Origin of the sequence: Binatus sp. (SeqCode), assembly GCF_049584895.1 — a bacterium.
In the GTDB taxonomy this organism is placed as follows: Bacteria; Desulfobacterota; Binatia; order Binatales; family Binataceae; genus Binatus.
The window spans coordinates 40,061-60,097 of the sequence record NZ_JBAUYR010000137.1; the positions used below are offsets into that span (position 1 = coordinate 40,061).

The 20,037-nt window shown below is 58.9% G+C and carries 17 protein-coding genes and 1 pseudogene; 8 read left to right on the forward strand and 10 right to left on the reverse strand.

Features of this window, described 5'->3' with window-relative positions; genetic code table 11:
• Positions 1-140: 140 nt before the first annotated feature.
• The 5 genes and pseudogenes from WB650_RS22945 to WB650_RS22965 all read right to left on the reverse strand — a co-directional run bounded on the left by WB650_RS22945 (position 141) and on the right by WB650_RS22965 (position 3,460).
• Positions 141-1,772 carry an N-acyl-D-amino-acid deacylase family protein gene (locus WB650_RS22945; protein ID WP_423962194.1) on the reverse strand — a complete coding sequence of 544 codons (1,632 nt, stop codon included), beginning with the start codon at positions 1,770-1,772 and terminating at the stop codon, positions 141-143.
• Positions 1,749-1,853 (reverse strand): annotated as a pseudogene (locus tag WB650_RS22950) (hypothetical protein); the annotation flags it as partial. The gene WB650_RS22945 and the pseudogene WB650_RS22950, both read right to left, overlap by 24 nt.
• A 21-nt stretch (positions 1,854-1,874) precedes the next feature.
• Complete coding sequence (locus tag WB650_RS22955) at positions 1,875-2,768, reverse strand: TauD/TfdA dioxygenase family protein (protein ID WP_422305140.1); 894 nt, start codon at positions 2,766-2,768, stop codon at positions 1,875-1,877.
• A gap of 90 nt (positions 2,769-2,858) precedes the next feature.
• Entirely contained in the window at positions 2,859-3,167 is a 309-nt protein-coding gene (locus WB650_RS22960; RefSeq protein WP_422305139.1) for a HigA family addiction module antitoxin, read from the reverse strand.
• A gap of 11 nt (positions 3,168-3,178) precedes the next feature.
• A complete protein-coding gene (locus WB650_RS22965; protein WP_422305141.1) occupies positions 3,179-3,460 on the reverse strand; it encodes a type II toxin-antitoxin system RelE/ParE family toxin in 282 nt (93 codons plus the stop codon).
• A 170-nt stretch (positions 3,461-3,630) separates the two neighbouring features.
• Here WB650_RS22965 and WB650_RS22970 point away from each other — a divergent pair, with 170 nt between their 5' ends.
• The 6 genes from WB650_RS22970 to WB650_RS22995 are packed head-to-tail and all read left to right on the forward strand — an operon-like array spanning position 3,631 to position 9,958.
• Entirely contained in the window at positions 3,631-4,629 is a 999-nt protein-coding gene (locus tag WB650_RS22970) for an aldo/keto reductase (protein ID WP_422305138.1), read from the forward strand.
• 51 nt (positions 4,630-4,680) lie between these two features.
• Positions 4,681-6,075: an amidohydrolase family protein gene (locus WB650_RS22975; protein WP_423962177.1), complete on the forward strand. Its 1,395-nt coding sequence runs from the start codon at positions 4,681-4,683 to the stop codon at positions 6,073-6,075.
• Positions 6,076-6,077: 2 nt separating this feature from the next.
• On the forward strand, positions 6,078-7,367 hold the full coding sequence (locus WB650_RS22980) for an amidohydrolase family protein (RefSeq protein WP_423962179.1): 1,290 nt from the start codon (positions 6,078-6,080) through the stop codon (positions 7,365-7,367).
• A 7-nt stretch (positions 7,368-7,374) separates the two neighbouring features.
• Entirely contained in the window at positions 7,375-8,166 is a 792-nt protein-coding gene (locus WB650_RS22985) for an alpha/beta fold hydrolase (protein ID WP_422306361.1), read from the forward strand.
• A gap of 17 nt (positions 8,167-8,183) precedes the next feature.
• Positions 8,184-9,524: an LLM class flavin-dependent oxidoreductase gene (locus WB650_RS22990; RefSeq protein WP_422306359.1), complete on the forward strand. Its 1,341-nt coding sequence runs from the start codon at positions 8,184-8,186 to the stop codon at positions 9,522-9,524.
• Between the two features lie 11 nt (positions 9,525-9,535).
• Entirely contained in the window at positions 9,536-9,958 is a 423-nt protein-coding gene (locus WB650_RS22995) for a hypothetical protein (RefSeq protein ID WP_423962181.1), read from the forward strand.
• Between the two features lie 2 nt (positions 9,959-9,960).
• Here the strand turns inward: WB650_RS22995 and WB650_RS23000 are convergent, their stop codons facing one another.
• The 5 genes from WB650_RS23000 to WB650_RS23020 all read right to left on the reverse strand — a co-directional run bounded on the left by WB650_RS23000 (position 9,961) and on the right by WB650_RS23020 (position 17,914).
• Positions 9,961-10,968 (reverse strand): LLM class flavin-dependent oxidoreductase, encoded by a 1,008-nt coding sequence (locus tag WB650_RS23000; RefSeq protein WP_422306355.1) that lies wholly within the window; start codon positions 10,966-10,968, stop codon positions 9,961-9,963.
• 277 nt (positions 10,969-11,245) lie between these two features.
• Positions 11,246-11,761 (reverse strand): PKD domain-containing protein, encoded by a 516-nt coding sequence (locus WB650_RS23005; RefSeq protein ID WP_422306353.1) that lies wholly within the window; start codon positions 11,759-11,761, stop codon positions 11,246-11,248.
• The gene (locus tag WB650_RS23010; RefSeq protein WP_422306351.1) at positions 11,758-13,371 is read right to left on the reverse strand and encodes a DHA2 family efflux MFS transporter permease subunit; all 1,614 of its coding nucleotides are present in this window, start codon (positions 13,369-13,371) and stop codon (positions 11,758-11,760) included. Before WB650_RS23010 ends, WB650_RS23005 begins: the two co-directional genes overlap by 4 nt.
• A 4-nt stretch (positions 13,372-13,375) precedes the next feature.
• The gene (locus WB650_RS23015; protein ID WP_422306349.1) at positions 13,376-14,656 is read right to left on the reverse strand and encodes an efflux RND transporter periplasmic adaptor subunit; all 1,281 of its coding nucleotides are present in this window, start codon (positions 14,654-14,656) and stop codon (positions 13,376-13,378) included.
• Positions 14,657-15,028: 372 nt separating this feature from the next.
• Positions 15,029-17,914: an ATP-binding protein gene (locus WB650_RS23020; protein WP_423962184.1), complete on the reverse strand. Its 2,886-nt coding sequence runs from the start codon at positions 17,912-17,914 to the stop codon at positions 15,029-15,031.
• Between the two features lie 932 nt (positions 17,915-18,846).
• Here WB650_RS23020 and WB650_RS23025 point away from each other — a divergent pair.
• Both WB650_RS23025 and WB650_RS23030 read left to right on the forward strand, forming a co-directional pair.
• Positions 18,847-19,143 carry a hypothetical protein gene (locus WB650_RS23025; RefSeq protein ID WP_422304282.1) on the forward strand — a complete coding sequence of 99 codons (297 nt, stop codon included), beginning with the start codon at positions 18,847-18,849 and terminating at the stop codon, positions 19,141-19,143.
• A 114-nt stretch (positions 19,144-19,257) separates the two neighbouring features.
• The gene (locus tag WB650_RS23030) at positions 19,258-20,022 is read left to right on the forward strand and encodes an HD domain-containing protein (RefSeq protein WP_422304281.1); all 765 of its coding nucleotides are present in this window, start codon (positions 19,258-19,260) and stop codon (positions 20,020-20,022) included.
• The last annotated feature ends 15 nt before the right edge of the window (positions 20,023-20,037 follow it).

The window sequence follows — 20,037 nt, forward strand, 5'->3', positions numbered from 1 at the left end:
TTTTTTCGCTGCAGACTGAAAACGCATCAACTGTGCCATGTGGACTCCTCGTGAGTCGCCGTTAATTGGCAATTGGAGTCAGCGCCTATCGAGCCGTGCCTGCCTAAGACTTAGAGCCGGACTCGAAAAATCAGACGACGTTACGCTTGCGCCATTGGGCCGCGCAGTAACTTGCCGGGCAACGCTCCTGTGTGCTCGTTCTTGCGCAGGACTACCTGGCCGTTGACGACAGTCGCCAGCAGTCCATCTGATTTCTGCTTCAGCCGGCGCGCGCCCGCGGGCAGGTCGTAGGTCAGTTCCGGCAACTGCGGATTGATCCGGTCCGGATCGAAAACGATGACATCGGCAAAGTTGCCTTCGCGCAGCAGTCCACGTCCCTTCAGACCCCAGTGATAGGCCGGGACGAAGCTGAGCAGACGGATTGCCTGCTCGAGAGTTAGCGCTTCCTTTTCGCGAACCCAATGACTCAGCACGTGGGTTTGCAACGATGAGTCCATGATCTGCGACACGTGCGCGCCCGAGTCCGAGAACGTCACCACGGACCGCGGATGCTTCATCATTTCGAGCACGTGATCCTGGTTCTCGTTGACCAGGGTCTGCATGAAGAATTTCTTGAGATTTTTCTCGAGCGCGAGATCGATCATGACGTCGACTGGATCTTTGCCTTCGGCCGCAGCGATCTCGGCGATCGATCGATACGGCGGCGTCGGCCGGTCTAGCGGGAAGATCCAATTGTAATTCGCGCCGCGCGCTTCCGCACCTACCGCGCGCTCCTCGTTATTCGCGCGCTCGCTGGCCGCTTGCACCAGCTTGCGACGAGTCTCAGGATTGCGCAGCGCGGCTTCCTGTTCCGCCAGCGGGAGTTTGCGAATCTCGCGCCACGCCGGATTCCGATCGAACGGCATATTGGTTTCGAACGACAGCAGCACGTTGAGTGAGCGGCTGTGGACCTGGACGAACATGCGCCCGCCGGCGGCTGCGGTCTCATCGGCGGTTTCGAAATATCGGCGCCAGTAGTTCGGGGCCCTGCGCGAGCTGAACATCCCGAATGTCACCGGCACTGAGCTCTCGACCGCGAGCGCCTTCAGCCGGGCCAGGTAGTCGTCGAGACGCGCACCCTCGGCGCCGGTATCTTCACCGGCGATCTCGAAAATGCCCGCGCCCAACTCGCCCATCACTCCGACCAGTTGCCGCACTTCGTTCCAGTTGGCGATTCTGCTCGCGACTGGCCGGCCGTCGGGCGTCTGATGATTGCTCGTGCGCGAAGTAGTGAATCCGATCGCGCCCGCGCGGATGCCGTCGCGCAGCTCGTCGCGCATGAGCTGAAGGTCTTCGGTAGTAGCTTGTTCATCGAAGGCCCGCTCGCCCATCACGTAGGTGCGGAGCGCAGAGTGCCCCATGTACGCGGCGTAGTTGATCCCTTTAGGCAGGCGATCGACGGCGTCCAGATATTGCGCAAAGGTGGTCCAGGACCATTTGATTCCCGCCTGCATCGCTTCCGGCGAGATATCTTCGGCTCGTTCCAGATTTCGTATGACGAGCAACTTGTCTTTCTCGCCGCACGGCGCGAGTGAGAATCCGCAATTGCCCATCACTACTGAGGTGACGCCGTGCCAGCACGAGCAGGTTCCTAGCGCGTCCCAGAAAACCTGGGCATCCATGTGCGTGTGCGCGTCGACGAGGCCGGGCGACACGATGTGCCCGTCCGCATCGATCGTCTCGCGCGCGCCGTCGCGGATTTTCCCGATTGCAGCGATCTTGCCGCCTTCAATCCCGACATCGCCTTTGTATCGTGGCATCCCGCTTCCATCGACGATCGTGCCATTGCGGATTATCAGGTCGTACATAGTTCGCTCCTTTTCGGTTTCGGACCCTTAGGCTAAAGACCTGCTCTCGACATGTTGGGCGGCGGGATAATTTATGGCGGACTCACTCACAGGGTCACCGGCAATACGGCTATGCCACATCACTCGAGGAATGGCCATGTCCCACGGCGTGGCCTGATGCAGCAGGCATCGATTGTCCCACACGACCGCGTCCCCCGGTGTCCAGTTATGATGATAGATGCGCGGCGGGCGGCAGGCGAAGTCCACCAACTCCTGCAGGAACCGCTCGGACTCGGCCGCGTCCATGTTCGGAATATTGTGCGCGTGGCGCCCGATCACCAGCGACTTTCGGCCCGTCTCAGGATGAACTTTCACCAGCGGACGCAGAGGAACGGGGCCATCGTGAAAGCCGTAGCCGCTATACGCGCTACCGGCCTTCGGCTGATGCCCGAGCTTCGATTGACTGTAATAGAGTGAGTGGTGTGCGGAGAGACTCTCAACCTTCGCGCGGAGATTCTCATCCAGCGCGTCGTAGGCGGCCCGCATGTCGGCCCAGCCGGTTGCCCCGCCGGAGTTCGGCACAATCTCGGCGGTGAACACCGCGCCCTTGGCCTGCACCGGCATGTAAGTGCTGTCGCAGTGCCATCCCATGTTGCCCTTGAGCACTTTCAGGAGGTCGTTGTCTGGATCGGCGATGAGCGTGCCGTCGGCGTTTACGTTGGTGAGCGCCGCCAGGTTGAACTCCAGCGGTCCGAAGCGCCTGGCGAAGGCCACTTGCTCATCGCGACTGAGATGCTGACCGGGGAAAATGAGCAGCGCGTACTCCAGCCACGCGGCGTAGAGGTCGCGCCATGTCGCATCGTCGAGTGCGGCGAGCTTGATGCCCGTCATCACCGCGCCGAAGGTAGCGTCGAGAGGTTTGATGTCGAATGCGCGTGCCACGCGGGCCCTCCGATCGATCTCAAATCGTTCAAGCGCCCGAACAGAGGCTATCGAACCTGTCGCCGAGTCGTCAAACCAATACCACCGGCATCATGCTGCGCTTTTCCGCGGTCTGATGTCGCGCTTGATCTGTTCTTCGAACTCGCGACGCGCAATGCGCAGGTCATAATTGGCCTGCAGATTGATCCAGAATTCCGGGCTTATGCCGAAATAGTGGCCCAGCCGGAGCGCGGTATCAGCACTGATCGAGCGCTTCCCTTCAACGATCGCATTGATACGACTAGCAGGCACGCGCAGCGCGATGGCGAGCTGATTCATGCTCATGTCGAGCGGCTTCAGAAACTCCTCCAGCAGAATCTCGCCCGGATGAATCGGTGGTAGTCTTTTCTCGCGCGCCATGTGATTACGCCTCATTCGTAGTGTTTGGTGATCTCGACGTCGTGCGCATCGCTTTCGCGCCAGACAAAGCAAACGCGATATTGATCGTTAATCCTGATGCTATGCTGCCCGGCACGCGCTCCTTTCAGTGGCTCCAAACGATTACCTGGAATCGCACTCAGATCGTTCAGGCTGGGGGCCGCGTTCAGCATCAGCAGCTTACGCCGCGCGACCGAATGCACTGCCTGAAAAGGCTTCGATGGAAGATCGTCGAACACCCTTTTTGTATCCGCGCAGCGAAAGCTCTTAATCACCAAACTAGACACTACCACGCGGCCCGGTGCACGTTCAACGGGGCAATGCTTGGGCTCGGACTCGATGGCGAACACTCAGTCAGGACATACCCGCCGGTTGCTTCTCGATTGAAAAAAAGTTCAATCGGAACTAGCGTGGCTCTTGAACGATCGGTATGCGGAGGCTGCATATGGAACTCCGACCATTTGGGCGAACCGGAATTCAGATCTCTGCTGTCGGCTTCGGATGCTGGGAGATTGGCGGCGGCTACGGCAGTATCGAAGAATCCGAGTTCATCAAGGCGGTTAATCGCGCGCTCGATCTCGGCATCAACTGCTTCGATACCGCCGAGGCGTATGGTTTCGGCGCGTCGGAAAAATCGCTGGCGAAAGCGCTCGGCTCGCGGCGTAAGGATGCCGTCATCACGACCAAGTTCGGCGTCGGCTACCCCGACGCTCCCAACTATCGCGACAGCACCCGCAAGCGCGTGGTCGAGTCGATCGAGAAAAGTCTCAAGGCGCTCAACACCGATTACGTCGACGTCTACCTAATCCACTGGCCCGATCGAATCACACCGTTCGAAGAGCCGATGCGGACGCTCGACGAACTGGTGAAGCAGGGCAAAGTGAAGGCGGTCGGCCTGTCCAATTTCAAGCTGAGCGAAATCGAACAATGTGCGCGAACGCGGCGCGTCGACGTCGTTCAATACTGCTGGAACATGTTTGATCGCCGGATGCAGAAGGAAATTTTTCCGTACTGCCGCGAAAACGGCATCGGCGTGATGGCCTACGGCTCGCTCGCGTACGGGATGCTCACCGGCACGCTCAGCGAGGAGTCGGCGTTCGAGAAAGGCGACTGGCGATCGCGTCGCGGCAAGCTCGGCAACATCAACCTGTTTCAGCATCTGTTCGGCCCCGAACACTTTCTCAACAATCTGCGCGCGGTCGAGGACCTGAAGGCGATCGCAAAGCGGTATAACAAAACGCTGCCGCAGCTTGCGCTGCGCTGGACGCTCTCGAATCCCGTCATCAGCACGGCGCTGGTGGGATGCCGCAATCCGCGCGAAGTCGACGACAACGCCGGTGCGCTCGGCTGGTCGATATCGGACGCAGATATGAAAGAAATCGACGCTGCGTTTGCTCGTCACGGCGCGATCACGATGCCCGAAACGTGGCTCGAGACTGAATAGTAACTTGCTAATGAACTGAGATTCCGCGAATACGTCGGTCGAGGTGCAACAATGCCGGTTCAGAAATTTTCGCCGATGACCAAGAATTTCCCGACCTTCGATTGCGATGCTCACGTGACGGAGCCGCCATGGCTCTGGGAGCGGGCGAAAGACTGGCTGACCAAAGATGAATACGAGGCCCTGAAAAATACCATCTGGTACGATCCTGAATCCGATCAGCTGATCGTCAATGGCAAAGCCGGCGCGGGAATCGGCTCGCAGCGCATCGGTGGTGCGGCCGGGATGGTCAATGTGCTGTCGCTCGCGGGTCCTGGCCTCAAGCACGACATTCAGCGCGCGCTCAACGTCCGCAATCTCAATGCCAAAACCGCGCTTACCAAGGAGCAAGCCGAATACATCGATCACAAGGGATCCTATGAGCCCAAGCCGCGGCTGCGCGACATGGATGTGCAGGGAATCGATCAGGTGATGATCATTCCGACCGACATCGATACCTACCCGTGGCTGCTGAACGCGGTCGGCGCCAAGGCGATGTGCAAGGCCTACAACGAGTGGGCGTACGAGTACTGCCAGGAGAATCCCGAGCGGCTTTATTTCGCGGCGATGCTCCCGATGCAGGATCCTAAATTCGCCGAGCAGGAAGTTTATCGTGTCGCGGACAAGGGATGCCGCGTCGGCCTGGTGCGGCCGATCGATGCGATGGGGAATTATCCGATTCAGCCCAAGTACGACCGCGTGTGGCGCGCGATGGAAGAGACCGGCGTCGTTTACGGGATGCATCCGTTTCCGGCCTTCGGCTCGCTCAAGCCGCCGGGCTACACCGAACAGCACTCGGGCGCCGAACTGATCTCTCTGACCGCGACGACGTCGGGCCTGCCGCATTCGTTTCTGATCAACGTGCAGGATTTTCAGGCGGAAGCTTCGCTGTGGGTCGTGATGGTCCTGATGTCGGGATTCTTCGACCGCTTTCCGAAACTCAAGGCCGCAGTCTTCGAAGCGTCGTCGACCTGGCTCAGTTTCATCCTCGACGAATGCGACAAGAACTATAAGCTCTATCGTAACGAGCGGCGCCTGCGCCCACTGAAGAAACTGCCGAGCGAAACTTTCTTCGAGCGCTGCGTCACCGGTTTCGAGGGCGATGAGGCGCCGCCGTCACGTCTGCCGGAATTTTACGAGAACATCCTGGCGTGGTCGTCCGACGTCTATCATCACGACGGCGACGACGCGTGGCGCGCGATCGACACGATGCGGAAATGCGAACTGCCCGAGCCGTATCAAGCCAAGTTCCTCGGCGGCAACGCGCGCAAGTTGTACAGGATCGACGCGCCCAAAAGATTCATCGCGGATCGCGTCACCGAAATCGAGCGTCCCGACTGGTGGCCGAACGAGGAAGAGATCAAGCAGTCGCTCAAACCCGAAGCTTCAGTCAGACGCATCGGAGTTTGACCATGACGAACAAGCGATTTGCAGTTTTCGATAGCGACTCGCACGTCGTCGAGACGCCGGAGCTGTGGAGCAAATACCTGGATCCGGAATTCCGCACCCTGGGGAAATTCGCGCTGTGGCGTGAAGAGGGAAAGCTCGGCTCCTACCTCAAGGTCAACGGCAAGGTTTTCCGCGACACAATGAATTCCAACATCCCGCGCCACGCGATCTGGAAGCCCGGGATGACGTGGGACAAGGTCGGCGAACTCGATCCTCAGACTCGACACGCCGCGACCGCGGGCGCATCGAATGCCGAAGCGCGCCTGCGCGATATGGACGCGATGGGAATCGATCAGGCGCTGCTCTATCCAACCTGGTTCGCGGAAGGATTCCACCTGGTAGAGGATCCCGACGTCGCGTACGCGCTCGCGCGCGCCTACAACGACTGGATCGCGGATTTCTGCAAAGCCGCGCCGGATCGGCTGTTCGCCGCGTCGATGGTCCCGCTGCAGAACATCGACTTTGCCGTCGAGGAGCTGCGCCGCACCGCGAAGATTCCATGTTTTCGCGCAGCCTTCATCCGGCCGATGTTTCTCGAAGGCCACTACTTCACGCATCCGATTTACGATCCGCTGTGGGCGGAGTTGGAGAGCCTCGGGACGACCGTCGCGGTGCATCCCGCGGTGGGGATGTGGAATCCGGAATGGACTTCGCACGGTCCGTTCTTCGAGAAAATAAATACCCGGCTTCACCATCGTTCGTTCACCACCGCGGAAGGCGGCGGTCCTGCCGCGGGCGGTGGATCGGACATCGCTTTCGGTTTCACCGCGTCGCCGCCGCTGGGCCATCCGATCGCGCAGATCATCGCGCCGTGGCTCGACAATCACATGTTCGTCGCGTCGACGCTGATCGGCTTCACGGTGATGCAACGCTATCCCAACATGAAAATGGTAGTCGCGCACGGCAAGGCTTCGTGGATGGAGGAAGTGCTGGAAAAGATGGAAGCGTCGACGCGCACGATCCCGCTGCTGCACTACTATCCCGTGCGAACCGATACCGAAGAGATGTGGGAAGAGGGGAAGATCATGCTCGGCTTCGATGCCGAGGAGCGCCTGATTCAGAAGCTTCCCGATGACTTCGCCGAAAAGATTGTGTGGGGCTCGCGCTATCCGCATCACGACACGACCAGCGCCAATGACGCGATTGCGATGCTGACCGACGCTCGAGTGGAAGACGCAACGATCGCAAGAATGCTGGGCGGCAACGCCTCGGATCAATTCGGCATCGAGCTCGTACAGAAAGCGGGCGTGTGAGGTAGAAATGGCTGCGAAAGAATCGGTGCGCGAAGAAACCCACGCGGTAGGCGCAAATCAACTCATCGTGCTGAAAGGTGGATCGGGCAAGCCGCTGCTGATACTGCACGAGGAACTTGGATACCCAGGCTGGATGAAATGGAATGAGGCGCTAAGCGAGCGCCGAACTCTGGTGACTCCGCTCTACCCCGGATTCGGGCGCACTCCGCTCGCCGACTGGATCATGAACATCCGCGATCTCGCGAACTTCATTGCGCGCTTCGTTCGCGAGCAGAATCTCGCGCCGATTGACGCGATAGGCTTTTCTCTCGGCGGATGGGTTGCTGCCGAGATGGCTGCGAACGACCCGGGACTCTTTTCGAAACTGGTCCTGGTCGCGCCGGCAGGCATTCGCCCGCCCGAGGGCGAGATCAAGGATCTGTTCACCGTTCCCGCGCTGATCTATCTGCGCGACTCGGTGCGCGATTTCGCGACGTCGCCCGAGTTCAGTGCGCTCTACGATGGCGGTACGTCGCCCGAGCAATACGAGGCGTTTGAAGATGCGCGCGCGGAAACGGCACGTCTCGCATGGCAGCCGTACATGTTCAACCCGAGCCTGCCTCATCTGCTCGAAGGGACGAACAATCCGAGCTTGATAGTGTGGGGACGAGACGATCGCATCGTGCCGATTTCAGCGTCGCAGGTTTATCAGAAGTCGATGAAGAACGCGCGCACGTTCGTTCTCGACGGATGCGGCCATCGGCCCGAAGTCGAAAAGTCACAGCAGTTCATCGAACAAGTTCGGAATTTTCTCGGATAACGAGCGGGAGGCCGGCTATGCACATAATGTGGTTCACCGAACGGCAGTATCATTACGATCCTGAAACCGAACCGGAGCCCAGCACTTTGCTGGAAAGCCAGATCCTCCGCAACCGCAGCTTCTTCGGCTTGCCCAACTCGAATTTCGATCCGGTTCAGGGATCGAAGCTGCTCAACGAGTACCTCGACGAAAAGATTTACTCCGAAGATCTCGGCTTCGACGGGCTGATGCTCAATGAGCATCACGGCACGCCGTTTTGCCTTGGCTCGGTGATGGACGTCGAGGCCGCGGTGCTGGCGAAAGCCACCAAACGCGCGAAGATAGTACTACTTGGCAATCCCGTGCCGACGGTCGCCAACGCGCTACGCCTCGCTGAAGAGCTTGCGATGATCGATCTAATTTCGAAGGGGCGGCTGGTTCCCGGATGGGTGCGCGGCGCGGGCAGCGAGCAGCTCGCGAACAACGCCAATCCCGCCTACAACCGCGAGTACTTCGAGGAAGGCGTCGATTTCATCATCAAGGCGTGGACGACGCCGGGACCGTTCCGTTACGAGGGCAAGCATTTTCATTTCCGTTTTGTGAATCCGTGGGTGCTGCCGATACAGAAGCCGCATCCTCCGATTTGGATTCCGGGCCTGATCAGTCCCGATACAGTAGTGTGGTGCGCGAAAAAGCGATTCCCGTACATCGCACTCGCGACCAAACTCGAGCCGACGGTCGAGATGTGGAATATCTATACGGCTGCGGCCGCGCGCGAGGGCTACCAGGCAGGACCTGAAAACTTCGGCTACCTGCAGCCGGTATTTGTCAGCGACAATCAGCAACGTGCCGAGGAACTTGGCAAGCGATTTCTTTACGGCGGCGCGTTCGCACACTTCGCGCGTCCCGAGTGGATGTTCCCGCCGGGCTACAACTCGAAAGAGGCAACCCGCCGGCTGGCGCGGCTGCCGTTGGCGGCGAACCTGCCGGGCAAGCCGATTCACGAAGGCGGTGGCAACGAGACCGATGCCGAGCTCGAAGAAATTCGGCGCGGTGTTTACGCGCGGTACGAGGAGAGCAAGCGCGAACTGCAAATGATTGCGGGAACGCCCGATTACGTAATCCCACGGTTGCGCAAGGTGCTCGAGGTTCTGCGGCCCGGCATCTTCTCGTTCTGGCTCGACGGTCCGGTCGGCTACAAGGATCGCGTCAAGTGCCTCGAGATGCTCAGCAAGGACGTCATCCCTGCCATGCGTGAGATCGGCAAGGAACTCGGCCTGGTCGATCCGTTCCAACGTGCGCCAGGTTCCGTTCCGCTGGCCGCGGGGCATCAGCCGGACAGCGTCGCGCACGCCGAGGCACTCGCGTCTCAACTCTGAGGAGCGGATCGGTGCTGAAGCAAGAGTCTCGCGGACGCAATCGGATTTGGGCGATCGCTGTTGTGACGGTCTTGCTACTTTCGAATCGGACCGAGGCGCAGTGGACCGGCAAAGACGGCTGGGTCGAGGAGCCTGCCACCAAGTCGCTCAACGTCGAAGGTGAGCCGGGGCACGCGTACCTCGACCCCGCATCGGTCCATCGCGGCGATGACGGCCTGATCTACTTCAACGAAAGCTCCAACGTGTCGCGGCCCGAAGAAATCGGCAAGGTCGGTTTCATGAAGGACGCGTACGACTGCGGCAAAAACATAAAGTACGTGTGCGTCGAGGTCGGAGATTGGCGCAACGATCCGAAGAGCACGATCGACGCGGCCCATGACCCGGCGCTGTCGGTCTATCGCAAATATCTATGCGGCGACGATTCCCCGAAGTGAACCTAACCCAGGCGCGGAAGCACCTTGTCGGTGAAGAGAGTGAACGACTCGTGGCTCAAAGGTGCGCATAGCAGATATTCGAGGAACATTTCCTCTCGCAGGCATATCAACTGATCTGTAACGGCTTCAGGAGTGCCATATACGATGACGCCGTCGAGGTAGCGTTCGGCGGGGTCCGCACTCGACTCGGCCATCTTCGGATCGATCCCTTTTAGCTTCGATGCGTCCGCGTTCTGTGGATGCGCATACGAGCCGACGAGCCATCGCGCGCCGCGCCGCGCGACTTCTTCCGCCTCGCGAGGAGTATTCGCGATCGCGACGAAGCGTGCGATCGGAATTTCGCGTCCCACGATCGACCGGCCACCCGCCTCGAGTCCGGCGCGATACAACTCGTGCTTGCGCGCTATTTCCCGATGCGACGCATGTGGATCCATCAGGATCGAGAAGCCTTTCGCCGCCGCGCGTCTTATCGCTTCTTCCGAGGACGCAGCCAGCCAGACTGGTGGATGCGGCTTTTGCCGCGGCTTGGGCAGCACCTCGACGTCGACAAAATTGTAATAGCGCCCCTGGTGCGTCAGCCGCTCATTGCTCCACGCTTTCAGGACGATATCGACTGACTCCTGGAAACGCTCGGCGCTTTCTTCCGGCGTAACTCCGAATGCCCGGAACTCTGTCCGATCGAAGCCACGTCCCGCGCCCCAGTTCACCCGGCCGCCCGAAAAAATGTCGAGTAGTGCGACCTCTTCGGCCAACCGCAACGGATGATAAAACGCGGCGAGGGAGACCGCCGTTCCGATCCGCAGCCGCCGCGTGCGGGCAGCGACTTGCAGACCCATCATGTGCACCGAGGGACATACGCTGAACGAATGAAAGTGATGCTCGGCGAGCCACACCGCGTCGTAGCCGGAGCTCTCCATTATTTCGATTCGCTGGAGCGCGCGCTCGTAGACCGTCTCGATGGCGACGCGCCGCTCCGGCCAGCTGAAGAATTGAAGAACGCCTGCTTTCATCGCTTGTCGGTACACAAGAATGCGCCATCGGACATCGCAATCCAACCCTCCGCTGGAGTGGCAAAGCTCATTTGATGCGCTCGGAAATAATCTGAGAGGTGAGACGACGTGTCGACTATTGCGCGGAGACTCGCACCGCTTCTAGGAGCAGCCAGTCTAACCTGGTCGTAGATCGAGTGGTTCCTGGATTCTGGACGCTCGTGGTGTCGCCCAGACGCCGACGTTGGCCCTCCGAAGACTACGTTCAAGCCCACGCTCTAACCTATCTGATGGATAGCTAACTCTGCCTCGTTTTCACCGTTATTGTCGCGAAAACCGTTGTTGTGACCCCCTGCGCATTGATCAATCCAAGCTCGCACGTGTACGTCCCCGGATGCTGATAGACGTGGAGCATGAAGGGTTGGGCTGGCAGGAACAATTCCACACCATCGCCGAAGATCCATTCATCGAGGAGCGAACCGGGGGTGTTGGCTAATCCGACATAGAAGTCGACCGTAAGCGGTGCCGTTCCGACCAAAGGCACCGCCAGCAAACTGGCATTGGGAGCCGCCTGACTTGGATTAATGGTTCTAATCGGCGGAGTCGGCATGCCGTACGTTCCAGAACCAGGCGTGTTGTAGGTACCAAAACTCATTGCATTTGCGGTCGCGCTGGAAAACGGAGCTGACGCCATGCCGGTTCCGTAGCTCTGTGCCGATGCGGTCGTCACGAAAAGAGTCAATTCTGCCGCGAGCACGATTAGAAGAATTGCGCAGGTCAAAGCCTTTCGGACGATATGCAGGCTAGTGATCATTCCGCGCTCGCCACCGCCGCTTTAGGGTTATTCTGCTTAAGCATCAGAATAAGTGGAATCATCAAGAGGCACATCACACCGATGAGCCACGCCAGGTCGATGTACGACAGCACGTAGGCTTGGGTGACTACCGAATTGTAGAGGCGCAAGGTGGTTTGACTCGCTGCCTGAGGCTGGGTGAGACCGCGATGAAAGAGGTCCGCGCTCAAGCCGCTCGTCACGTTCCGATAAGCCTGTCGCGCGCGAGTAACATGCACGCTGAGTATGTCCTGATGGAATTGCTCGCGCCGCGCAATCATGGTCTCGACCATCGAGATGCCGACGCTTCCGCCGATGTTGCGCAGCAGATTTATCGTGCCCGAGACCTCGCCGCCTTTTTCTTCGGGGATGCCAACATAGGAGGCGGTGTTGATCGGCACGAACAGCAGCGCAAGGCCGACCGATAGCCAGACGCGATACATGGCGGCGGTATGAAAACTGATCTGAAGATCAAGGTTGGTGGTGACATAGAACGATGCAAGAGCGGTTAGCAGAAAACCCACTCCAATAAGCCAGCGGGCCTCGATCCATCTGATCAGCTTCGCCGTCAAAGGCATCAACAAGATCAGCAGTGCGGCCCCGAACAACTGGGTCTTGCCAGCCAGCTCCGCGTCATAACCCATGTACGCCTGGACATACTGCGGAGTGAAAACGGTCATTCCATAAACCACTACGCCGTAGGCAAAAATCATCGCCGCCGTAGCGGCGAAGTTGCGGTTCTTGAACATCCGCAGATCCATCACCGGCTTATCGCGGGTCAATTCCCAGGCGATAAACAGTACCAGCGCAACCGGAAAGATCACCTCGAGGGTCGCAATCATTGGCGAGTAGAACCAATTGTCTTCCTGGCCCTTGTCGAGCACGACCTGCAACGCGCCAAGGCAGAGCGCCAGCAGGCCGATTCCGATGTAATCGATGCTCATATGTCCGCGCAGCTTCTTCAGCTGCCCGGTGAGATACCCGGGATCTTCGATCAGGCGCGAAACCAGCAGCAGCGAAAGGATTCCGACCGGCACGTTCATGTAGAAGATCCAGCGCCACTGATAGTTGTCCGTGATCCAACCGCCGATCGTCGGCCCGATAGCCGGCGCCAGCACCACTACCATTCCATAGACCGCAAACGCGGCGCCCAACCGTTCGGGCGGAAACGAGTCCCGCAAGATTGCCTGCGATACCGGCTGCAAGCCGCCGCCACCGGCGCCCTGAATTACGCGAAACAGAATCAACATTCCGAGCGACGGGGCGATCCCGCATAGGAATGAGCTGATGGTGAAAATCACGACGCAAGCCATGTAGAAACGCTTGCGTCCGATCCGGATCGAGAGCCATCCGCTGATCGGCAGCACGATCGCGTTCGCGACCAGGTACGACGTCAGCACCCAGCTCGCATCGTCGAGGCTGGAGGCCAGTCCACCAGCCATGTAAGGCAGTGCGACGTTGGCGATGCTGGTGTCGAGCACCTCCATGAATGCGGCTATTGAGACCACCGCTGCGATCACCCATGGATTTACTCGACGCTTCGCAGGAATCGACGAACCGTGCGGATCGATATTTTTTGGCGCGGCTGCCATCGCGTTACCATAGGGTCCGAGGATGGCCAGTCACCCACACCGTCGGTTCCACCGACATTCCGGGGCGCAACCTATGGTCCCGATCCTCGCCAGGGTAGAGGCGAATCCTCACCGGCAATCGCTGCACGACTTTGACGTAGTTGCCGGTCGCGTTTTCGGGAGGCAGCAGACTGTCGAGTTCGCCGGTCGCGCCGGGCAAGCCTTCGATGTAGCCCTTGTAGTCGCGTCCCGTTGTATCGACGTGTACCGTTACGGGCTGCCCGCGATGCATCTTGTGCAGCTGCGTCTCGCGAAAGTCAGCGGTGATCCAGATATCGTTGAGCGGAACGACGCTAAGCAGCTGCTCGCCCGGTTGCACGCGCTGTCCGACCTGGACCGTTTTATCGCCGACCACTCCGGTGGCGGGCGCGACGATATGCGTATAGCTCAAGTTGAGCTTGGCCTGATCCAGCGAAGCTTGAGCGGCTTGCACTGCGGCTTGTGCCTGGCCGACCATCTGGGCCGTCGCTCTGATCTCCGCGCGGTCCGAGTTGACTGCGGCCGCATCGACCCTGCCTGTCATCACGATTTCATCGTCAACCTCGCGCGAAATCACCGCCTGCTCTAACAGCTCGCCGAAACGCTTCACATCCAGTTGCGCCTTGTAGTTTGTTGCGATCGCCGCGTTGAGATTGGCAACCGCCAGCTCGTAGTTCTGCCGCGCCGCTTTCACGCCCTGCTTGGCTTGGGCGAGGTTGGCCTCAGCGTTTTCCACCGCAACCTGGTAGTCGCGCGGGTCGAGATCGACCAAAGTCTGGCCTTCTTTTACGTGATAGGTGTTCTCGACGTAGACGCGAATGACGGTGTCGTTTATGCGCGTGCTTATTGGATCGAGATGGCCATCGATTTCGGCATCGTCGGTCCATTCGTACGATTGCAGGTAATTCCAGAACCGAATCCCGCCTGCGCATAGGAGGGACGCAACGACCACTGCCAGCATCAGTCTTACAGGACGCCGATTGAGAACACCGCGGCGATCACCGGGATTCCGTGCGCTGGAGTCATCGCCTTCATGGTCCTTGACGTCCTCATCGACGCGTAGATCGTCCGATTGCGGAGTTTTCTGTAGAGCTTTCTGCTGGTCGAGCAAGTGCTCAACTTCAAGCCGCAACCGCTCAACTTCTTCATGAAGGCTCTTTTGCTCTTCCGATATTGAAGGCCCCTTCAAGTCTGCTTCGTCATGATGTTCGACCGTCCCATCGACAATCTCCGTACCAGAGATGCTATGACGTCCGTTGTTATCCATTGACAAGCCTTGCGTGCATGTCCGTTGCGCGTTATCTCGTCTCCAAACTGTGAATCAGGACCTCGAGTAATGCTAAACCCTTCACCTGTCGGGCTTGAACGGCATTTCGAAGCACATTGAACAACGCCTTCATTCCAAACAGGAAACGTTGTTCTGGATATCATCCGCCCCCCCACGCCCGCCGCCTTCCAATACCTAAGGCGTGAAAAGTGTGGGCACAAACCGCTATCTTCGGCGGTGTCACCTTGGGTCGAATTCATCCGGCGTGAAAAATGCCTTTAAACGTTCTTGGCACGACACGTTCTTGGCACCACGGCCGGATGCATGACGGCGCTGATAAGCACGCGTCAAGCAGACCTACAGCTCGATGTGCTAGCCGCCGGTGGTCTGGCCGAGGAGAGTCTGAGTCATCTCGATGTGGCGGGGCATCCCGATCTGCGTATAACTCTCGAGGGCTTCACGAAGTAGGGTTTGCGCTTTTTCCCGATCTCCAGGGCCGGCGCGATCAATCAGCATCATCGCGTGGAAGCGCCGTATCTCCGCCTGTTCGAGGAGGTGGGGTAAGGACTCGGCCTGCTGCATTGCGCTCTGAAAATGCTCTTCAGCGGTGTCCCACTGACGTGCCGCCGCCGCAGCGATACCCGCAACCGTCTGCGTGAAGCGTGAGATCGGCCACAGCACGATCGCTCCGGTGTCGACCAATTCACGAACAAGCGGGTAAAGCTCTCCTGCCCGCGATCGTTCGCCGAGCATCACGAGGCCCTCAATCACAAGCGCGAGCATCAAGGACCAACCTCGGGAGTTCAGTTGGCCACTGTGAGGCAGGCGTGTTCGCTCTTCCTCAAGGATTGCTAATGCGGCGTCGCGATCGCCGGCGTAAGCCATCTGCCGAAAAAGCGTTCCAACTCCGTATCTAGAGCTCCCCAGTTCGGGGTGGCGGGAGGCAGCTTGGGCATGTAACAGAGCGCTCGTCCAGTTTCCGCGAAGGAAATCCAACAAACTTAGCAGTACCTCAGAGAGAGCTTCCCAATAGGCAGCCCACGCCGTTTGGTCAGATTTCGGCATTTTCTTGAGGCCAATTTCGAATTTGGCGAGGTCTGGCGCTTTAGCAAATTCAGCCCATGCTCGCACGCTCTCGCAGAGTGCAACCTCGTAAGATTGCCCGATCTTCCTTGCTAGGGGCTCAAGCTCATCCGCGATTCTCAGCGCCTCTTCCATGCGTCCAAGATACATCAATGTCTGCTGCAGAACTCGGAGTTGTGCGGCGCGCCGCCAAGGAGAGGCTTCTGATGCGCCCTGTTGTTCGCTTCGAAGTCCGTCCGCGGCAGCCTCTTTCAACCGAAAGTAGTGGAAATTCACAGTCGACCGAGCGCCAAGCAATCTGGCCTCGAGCTTTGAATCAGACAGCTGAGATGCAATTTTCAGCGCTTCCCGCAGCGCCTCCTGAGCGGGCGCATAAGCTCCGACGGCCGCCAACGCCTCCGCCAGGGGAGCGAGAAGACGCACCCGCAGTGCGCTAACATCTTCCTGAAGGTAGGCGAGCCCGCGATGTCCTGTTTCGATTGCTTCCTGGAAGCGGCGAGCCGAGACAAGAGCAGCAGTCAACCTGGCAAAGCTTCCGACGACCATCTCCCGGTCGCCTAGATTGGTGTAAATTTCGAGCGCTTCACGTAAATTGGCTAGTACTGCGTCCCATTGGTCTAGCCCTCGCTCGGCCATCGCGAGGCTCGCCAACAAGTCAGCCTTTTCTTTCAGTTCGACTACACCTTGACACGATAAGGCGGACCGAAAGCTGCGCCGCGCTTCCTCAAATGCTGCAGCCTCAAGTGCACTCTTGCCGGCAAGGAACAGATAACGCACCACTTTCCTGCTTTCCGCGAACGATCCTGCCTTGAGCAGATGGTCCGCGATCTCTCCGGCGCGCTCGTTGAAAGAACTGGGATAGCGTGACTCAATCGCGGCGGCGACTGCGGCGTGCAGTTGTTGTTTGCGCGGGACCGAGATGCCGGCAAGCAACGTCTGACGCACCAGTTCGTGCGCGAAGGTAAAGGGCGTCTCGGGCCCCTCGGAGCTCGGGACGATTATGCCCATCCGCTGCGCTTTCTCGATTGCGGTGAAAAGCTCTTCACCGTCGGTCTGGCTGACCTCTGTCAGGAGCTGGAAGCTAAAGCTACGCCCGATCACCGCGGCAGCTGCCAGCGCGCGTCTTTCATTCTCGTCGAGGCGCTCGAGCCGGCGGCTGATGATCAAGCGAACGTTATCCGGAATGTCGATTTCTTCGATCTGAATATCCTTGCGGAACTGGCCGGCTTCATCGAAGACTTTCCCCTCTTCGATCAGGTGCCGGTAGACCTCCTCGACGAAGAACGGATATCCCTGGCTTTCCTCAAAAATGAGGCTTACCAGGCTCGCCGGAGGCTTGTGCTCGGTCAGCCCATGCAACATCTGCGCGACCGCGCTTTTGGATAGACCCCTCAGCTTTTGCGGACGGACACCGATCCGAATCAGCTCCTCCAGCGTCCTTACCAACGCCGGATTGGTATCGGAATATCCGCTACGGTAGGTCCCGATAATCACCGCCGGGAGCTGGGCGACGCGACTAGCCAGATACGTCAAGAGCGCCAGCGTCGATTCGTCGGCCCAATGAAGGTCCTCGAGCAGGTAGACGCAGGGCCGTATTCGAGCCGCCTGCCCCATCGCCTCCGCCAGGCTTTGGAAGAGATAACCGCGTTGTTGCGCTGCAGGCAGTTCCGGCGGTTTGGGAAGGTCGGGGAAAATTCGCCGCAGGCTCGGCGCGATCTGAGCCAGTTCGGCTGCGTGGAGGCCCATCTCCCCACGGTAGTCTTCGAGACTCGCCGCCTGCGCCAGATTATTCTCGATGATCTCGGCGAACGGTATATAGGGATAAGGCTCGTCTCTCTCGTAGCAGTGCCCGACCGAATATCGGAAGCCAGTGCGGGATGCGTACTCCGCCATTTCCATCGCCAGCCGGGTTTTGCCCACGCCGGGTCCATCGTAGAGCATGACAACCGATCCGTGGCCGGCGCGCGCACGATCGATGATCGCGCGAATAGCGCTAACCTCAGACTCACGTCCCGCAAAAGCGGTTCGTTCCGCCAGCGAGAACGACGAAACCTCAAGCACCAGCGGCGGTGCCTGCGGATGATTGGCGCGCGCCGGATCGGGATTTCCACTTCCAGAAGGTTGCACTACCGGCTCGATAGTCGAAGCCGCATCTGTCGCGGCGAATTCCCACACTATCGGGAACTCGGGGTCAGGCTGGTAGGAACAGAATGTGCCGGTCCTGATGCATCGCAACAGGATATCTCCCAGCGTGGCATCGCTCTGACCGATTCTTTCGAGAACCGATTTGATCGTCTTGCTGATGCTCTGCCGCGCTCGTTCCGAAGCTGATACCGCCCGCCGATTACGTCCTCCCAGTCCAACGGCGCGTGAGAGTTCCGAAGTCAGTGCATCGATCTCCTGTTCCGCCTGCTCGGCGCGCTCGACGTTTCCGAGCTTCTTGGCTTCTTCCAGTTCTTCGCGCAGATCGGAAAGCCGGCGTCTGTACGCGACCTTGGCCTGATCGTCGAGCATCTCGCCCGCATCACCCAAGCTGCCGATGTGGATGCCCGCCTTTTCGAGATCCTCATCCCCGCGAGGCAGCCTCTGGGCCGGGCCGGGTTCGTCATCCTCACGGTGGCTCGCGATTCCACCCGCCAGATCGAGCACATGAAATTCGGTGCCGGGATGGCGCAGCAGATGGGCTATGTATCCGAGCCCCCTGGTGTCCTTTAGACGAAAAGGTTTCGCAGCGCTGCCTACGGTCCAATACTCGCCCTCTTTGCGGAACACCCCTCTATGTACGGGATGGACGGTCGGGCCCAAATCGCCGACACCAGCCGAACCAGGGCGAGCGCTTCGCGTCTTACGTGGCATCTAAAGTGCCTCCGGGCCGTCCGAGCGAATTTCCGGTGCCCGAAAATCGCATTATGCGTCGCGACACTAAAATAGGGCAACCACGGATCGCTCCCCGTTGTGCAGCCACTTTTCACATCTCCCGCGAACGCATTCTTCACGCCTGTTGAATAGGCGCAGGAGGCGGTTGCCTGACTGAAGTTCGCAGAGAGACTACAGCACGCTGCTGATGGCGTACGAAGATCAGCAATGAATCTTCAACAAGAGGCTTTATGAGAACAGGGCAACAATGGATCACGACCCGCGTGTTTACGGCCGTCATTGCTTCAGCGCTGGTTTTGCCGACTCTCGTTCCGTTTTTTGAGGCTTTCCGTCTACGCTCGATGGCACTGTTTCTGACGGGATTGTTTTTCTCGCTCGGCTTTGGAGTGTCTTACTACATCCTGCTCCGTTGGTTCCTGGAAATGGACGCAACCGCCCGCCCTTTGGTTACGAAGCAGTACTCAATGGTGGATCTGAAAGAGCACCAGATCTCGCAAGGCGAATGTAACCGAGCCGGCGACGTTTAGCGACGCCTGAAGGGCGGCGCACAAGAAGTGAGACGCGCCGGCTAAACCCCTGCATAGAGAAACTGTCCGGCCTACGCCGGAGTCAAAAGGTGTCAACAGGACAAGGAGATAACTATGGGCGCTGTAGATTCAAAAATTAAAAACAAAAACTCGTCACTCAGATCCGCTTCACAAACAGCGGACGCACGACCTACTTTCCGGCGGCCGAAGATCGTTTTGCCGGTTCCTACGCCAGCATTAAAGTTCCAGAGAGTACAACCCGGAGTTCCGGACACTCAGCTGACTCGGGGAGCAACCGGGCTCCTCCGCGAGTTCAGCACGCCTCTGCTCATCAACCACTCTCATCGAGTCTTCTTCTGGGCCAATGAACTAGGACGCCAGACAGGAGAGCCATTCGATGCTGAGCTGCTATTCGTCTGCGCAGCCTTCCATGACCTCGGCCTGCTGAAGAAGTTCAGCAGCGCTGACGACCGATTCGAAGTGGATAGCGCCAACGCCGTTCGCCAGTTCCTCGAGCATCACGACGTGCCCGCCGCGCGAATTCAAGTGGCCTGGGACGCAATCTCTCTACACACCACTCCGGGCATCGCAGCGTACAAGCCGCTCGAGGTGGAGCTTCTGTACAACGGTGTCGGACTCGATGTGCTTGGTATCGGTTATGAGCACTTTCCGGAAGATCTGAGAAAGAAAATCGTCGATCAATACCCTCGCATCAACTTTAAACAGGATATTGCAAAAGCCTTTCTCGGCGGTTTCGAGCATAAGACCCAGACGACCGAGGGCACCTGCAACGAGGACATCTGCTCCTACTTCATCCGCAACTACAAGCGCAGCAACTTCTACGATCAGATTCAGAATTCACCGTTCCAGAACTCGTAGAGATAAGTGACGCGT

Bases quoted from the DNA above. Each gene is read 5' to 3' on its own strand.
- WB650_RS23010 (WP_422306351.1), bottom strand. From the start codon at position 13,371: ATGGCAGCCGCGCCAAAAAATATCGATCCGCACGGTTCGTCGATTCCT.
- WB650_RS23030 (WP_422304281.1), top strand. From the start codon at position 19,258: ATGGGCGCTGTAGATTCAAAAATTAAAAACAAAAACTCGTCACTCAGA.
- WB650_RS22960 (WP_422305139.1), bottom strand. From the start codon at position 3,167: ATGGCGCGCGAGAAAAGACTACCACCGATTCATCCGGGCGAGATTCTG.
- WB650_RS22985 (WP_422306361.1), top strand. From the start codon at position 7,375: ATGGCTGCGAAAGAATCGGTGCGCGAAGAAACCCACGCGGTAGGCGCA.
- WB650_RS23000 (WP_422306355.1), bottom strand. From the start codon at position 10,968: ATGAAAGCAGGCGTTCTTCAATTCTTCAGCTGGCCGGAGCGGCGCGTC.
- WB650_RS23015 (WP_422306349.1), bottom strand. From the start codon at position 14,656: ATGGATAACAACGGACGTCATAGCATCTCTGGTACGGAGATTGTCGAT.
- WB650_RS22980 (WP_423962179.1), top strand. From the start codon at position 6,078: ATGACGAACAAGCGATTTGCAGTTTTCGATAGCGACTCGCACGTCGTC.
- WB650_RS22970 (WP_422305138.1), top strand. From the start codon at position 3,631: ATGGAACTCCGACCATTTGGGCGAACCGGAATTCAGATCTCTGCTGTC.
- WB650_RS23005 (WP_422306353.1), bottom strand. From the start codon at position 11,761: ATGATCACTAGCCTGCATATCGTCCGAAAGGCTTTGACCTGCGCAATT.
- WB650_RS22975 (WP_423962177.1), top strand. From the start codon at position 4,681: ATGCCGGTTCAGAAATTTTCGCCGATGACCAAGAATTTCCCGACCTTC.
- WB650_RS22990 (WP_422306359.1), top strand. From the start codon at position 8,184: ATGCACATAATGTGGTTCACCGAACGGCAGTATCATTACGATCCTGAA.
- WB650_RS23025 (WP_422304282.1), top strand. From the start codon at position 18,847: ATGAGAACAGGGCAACAATGGATCACGACCCGCGTGTTTACGGCCGTC.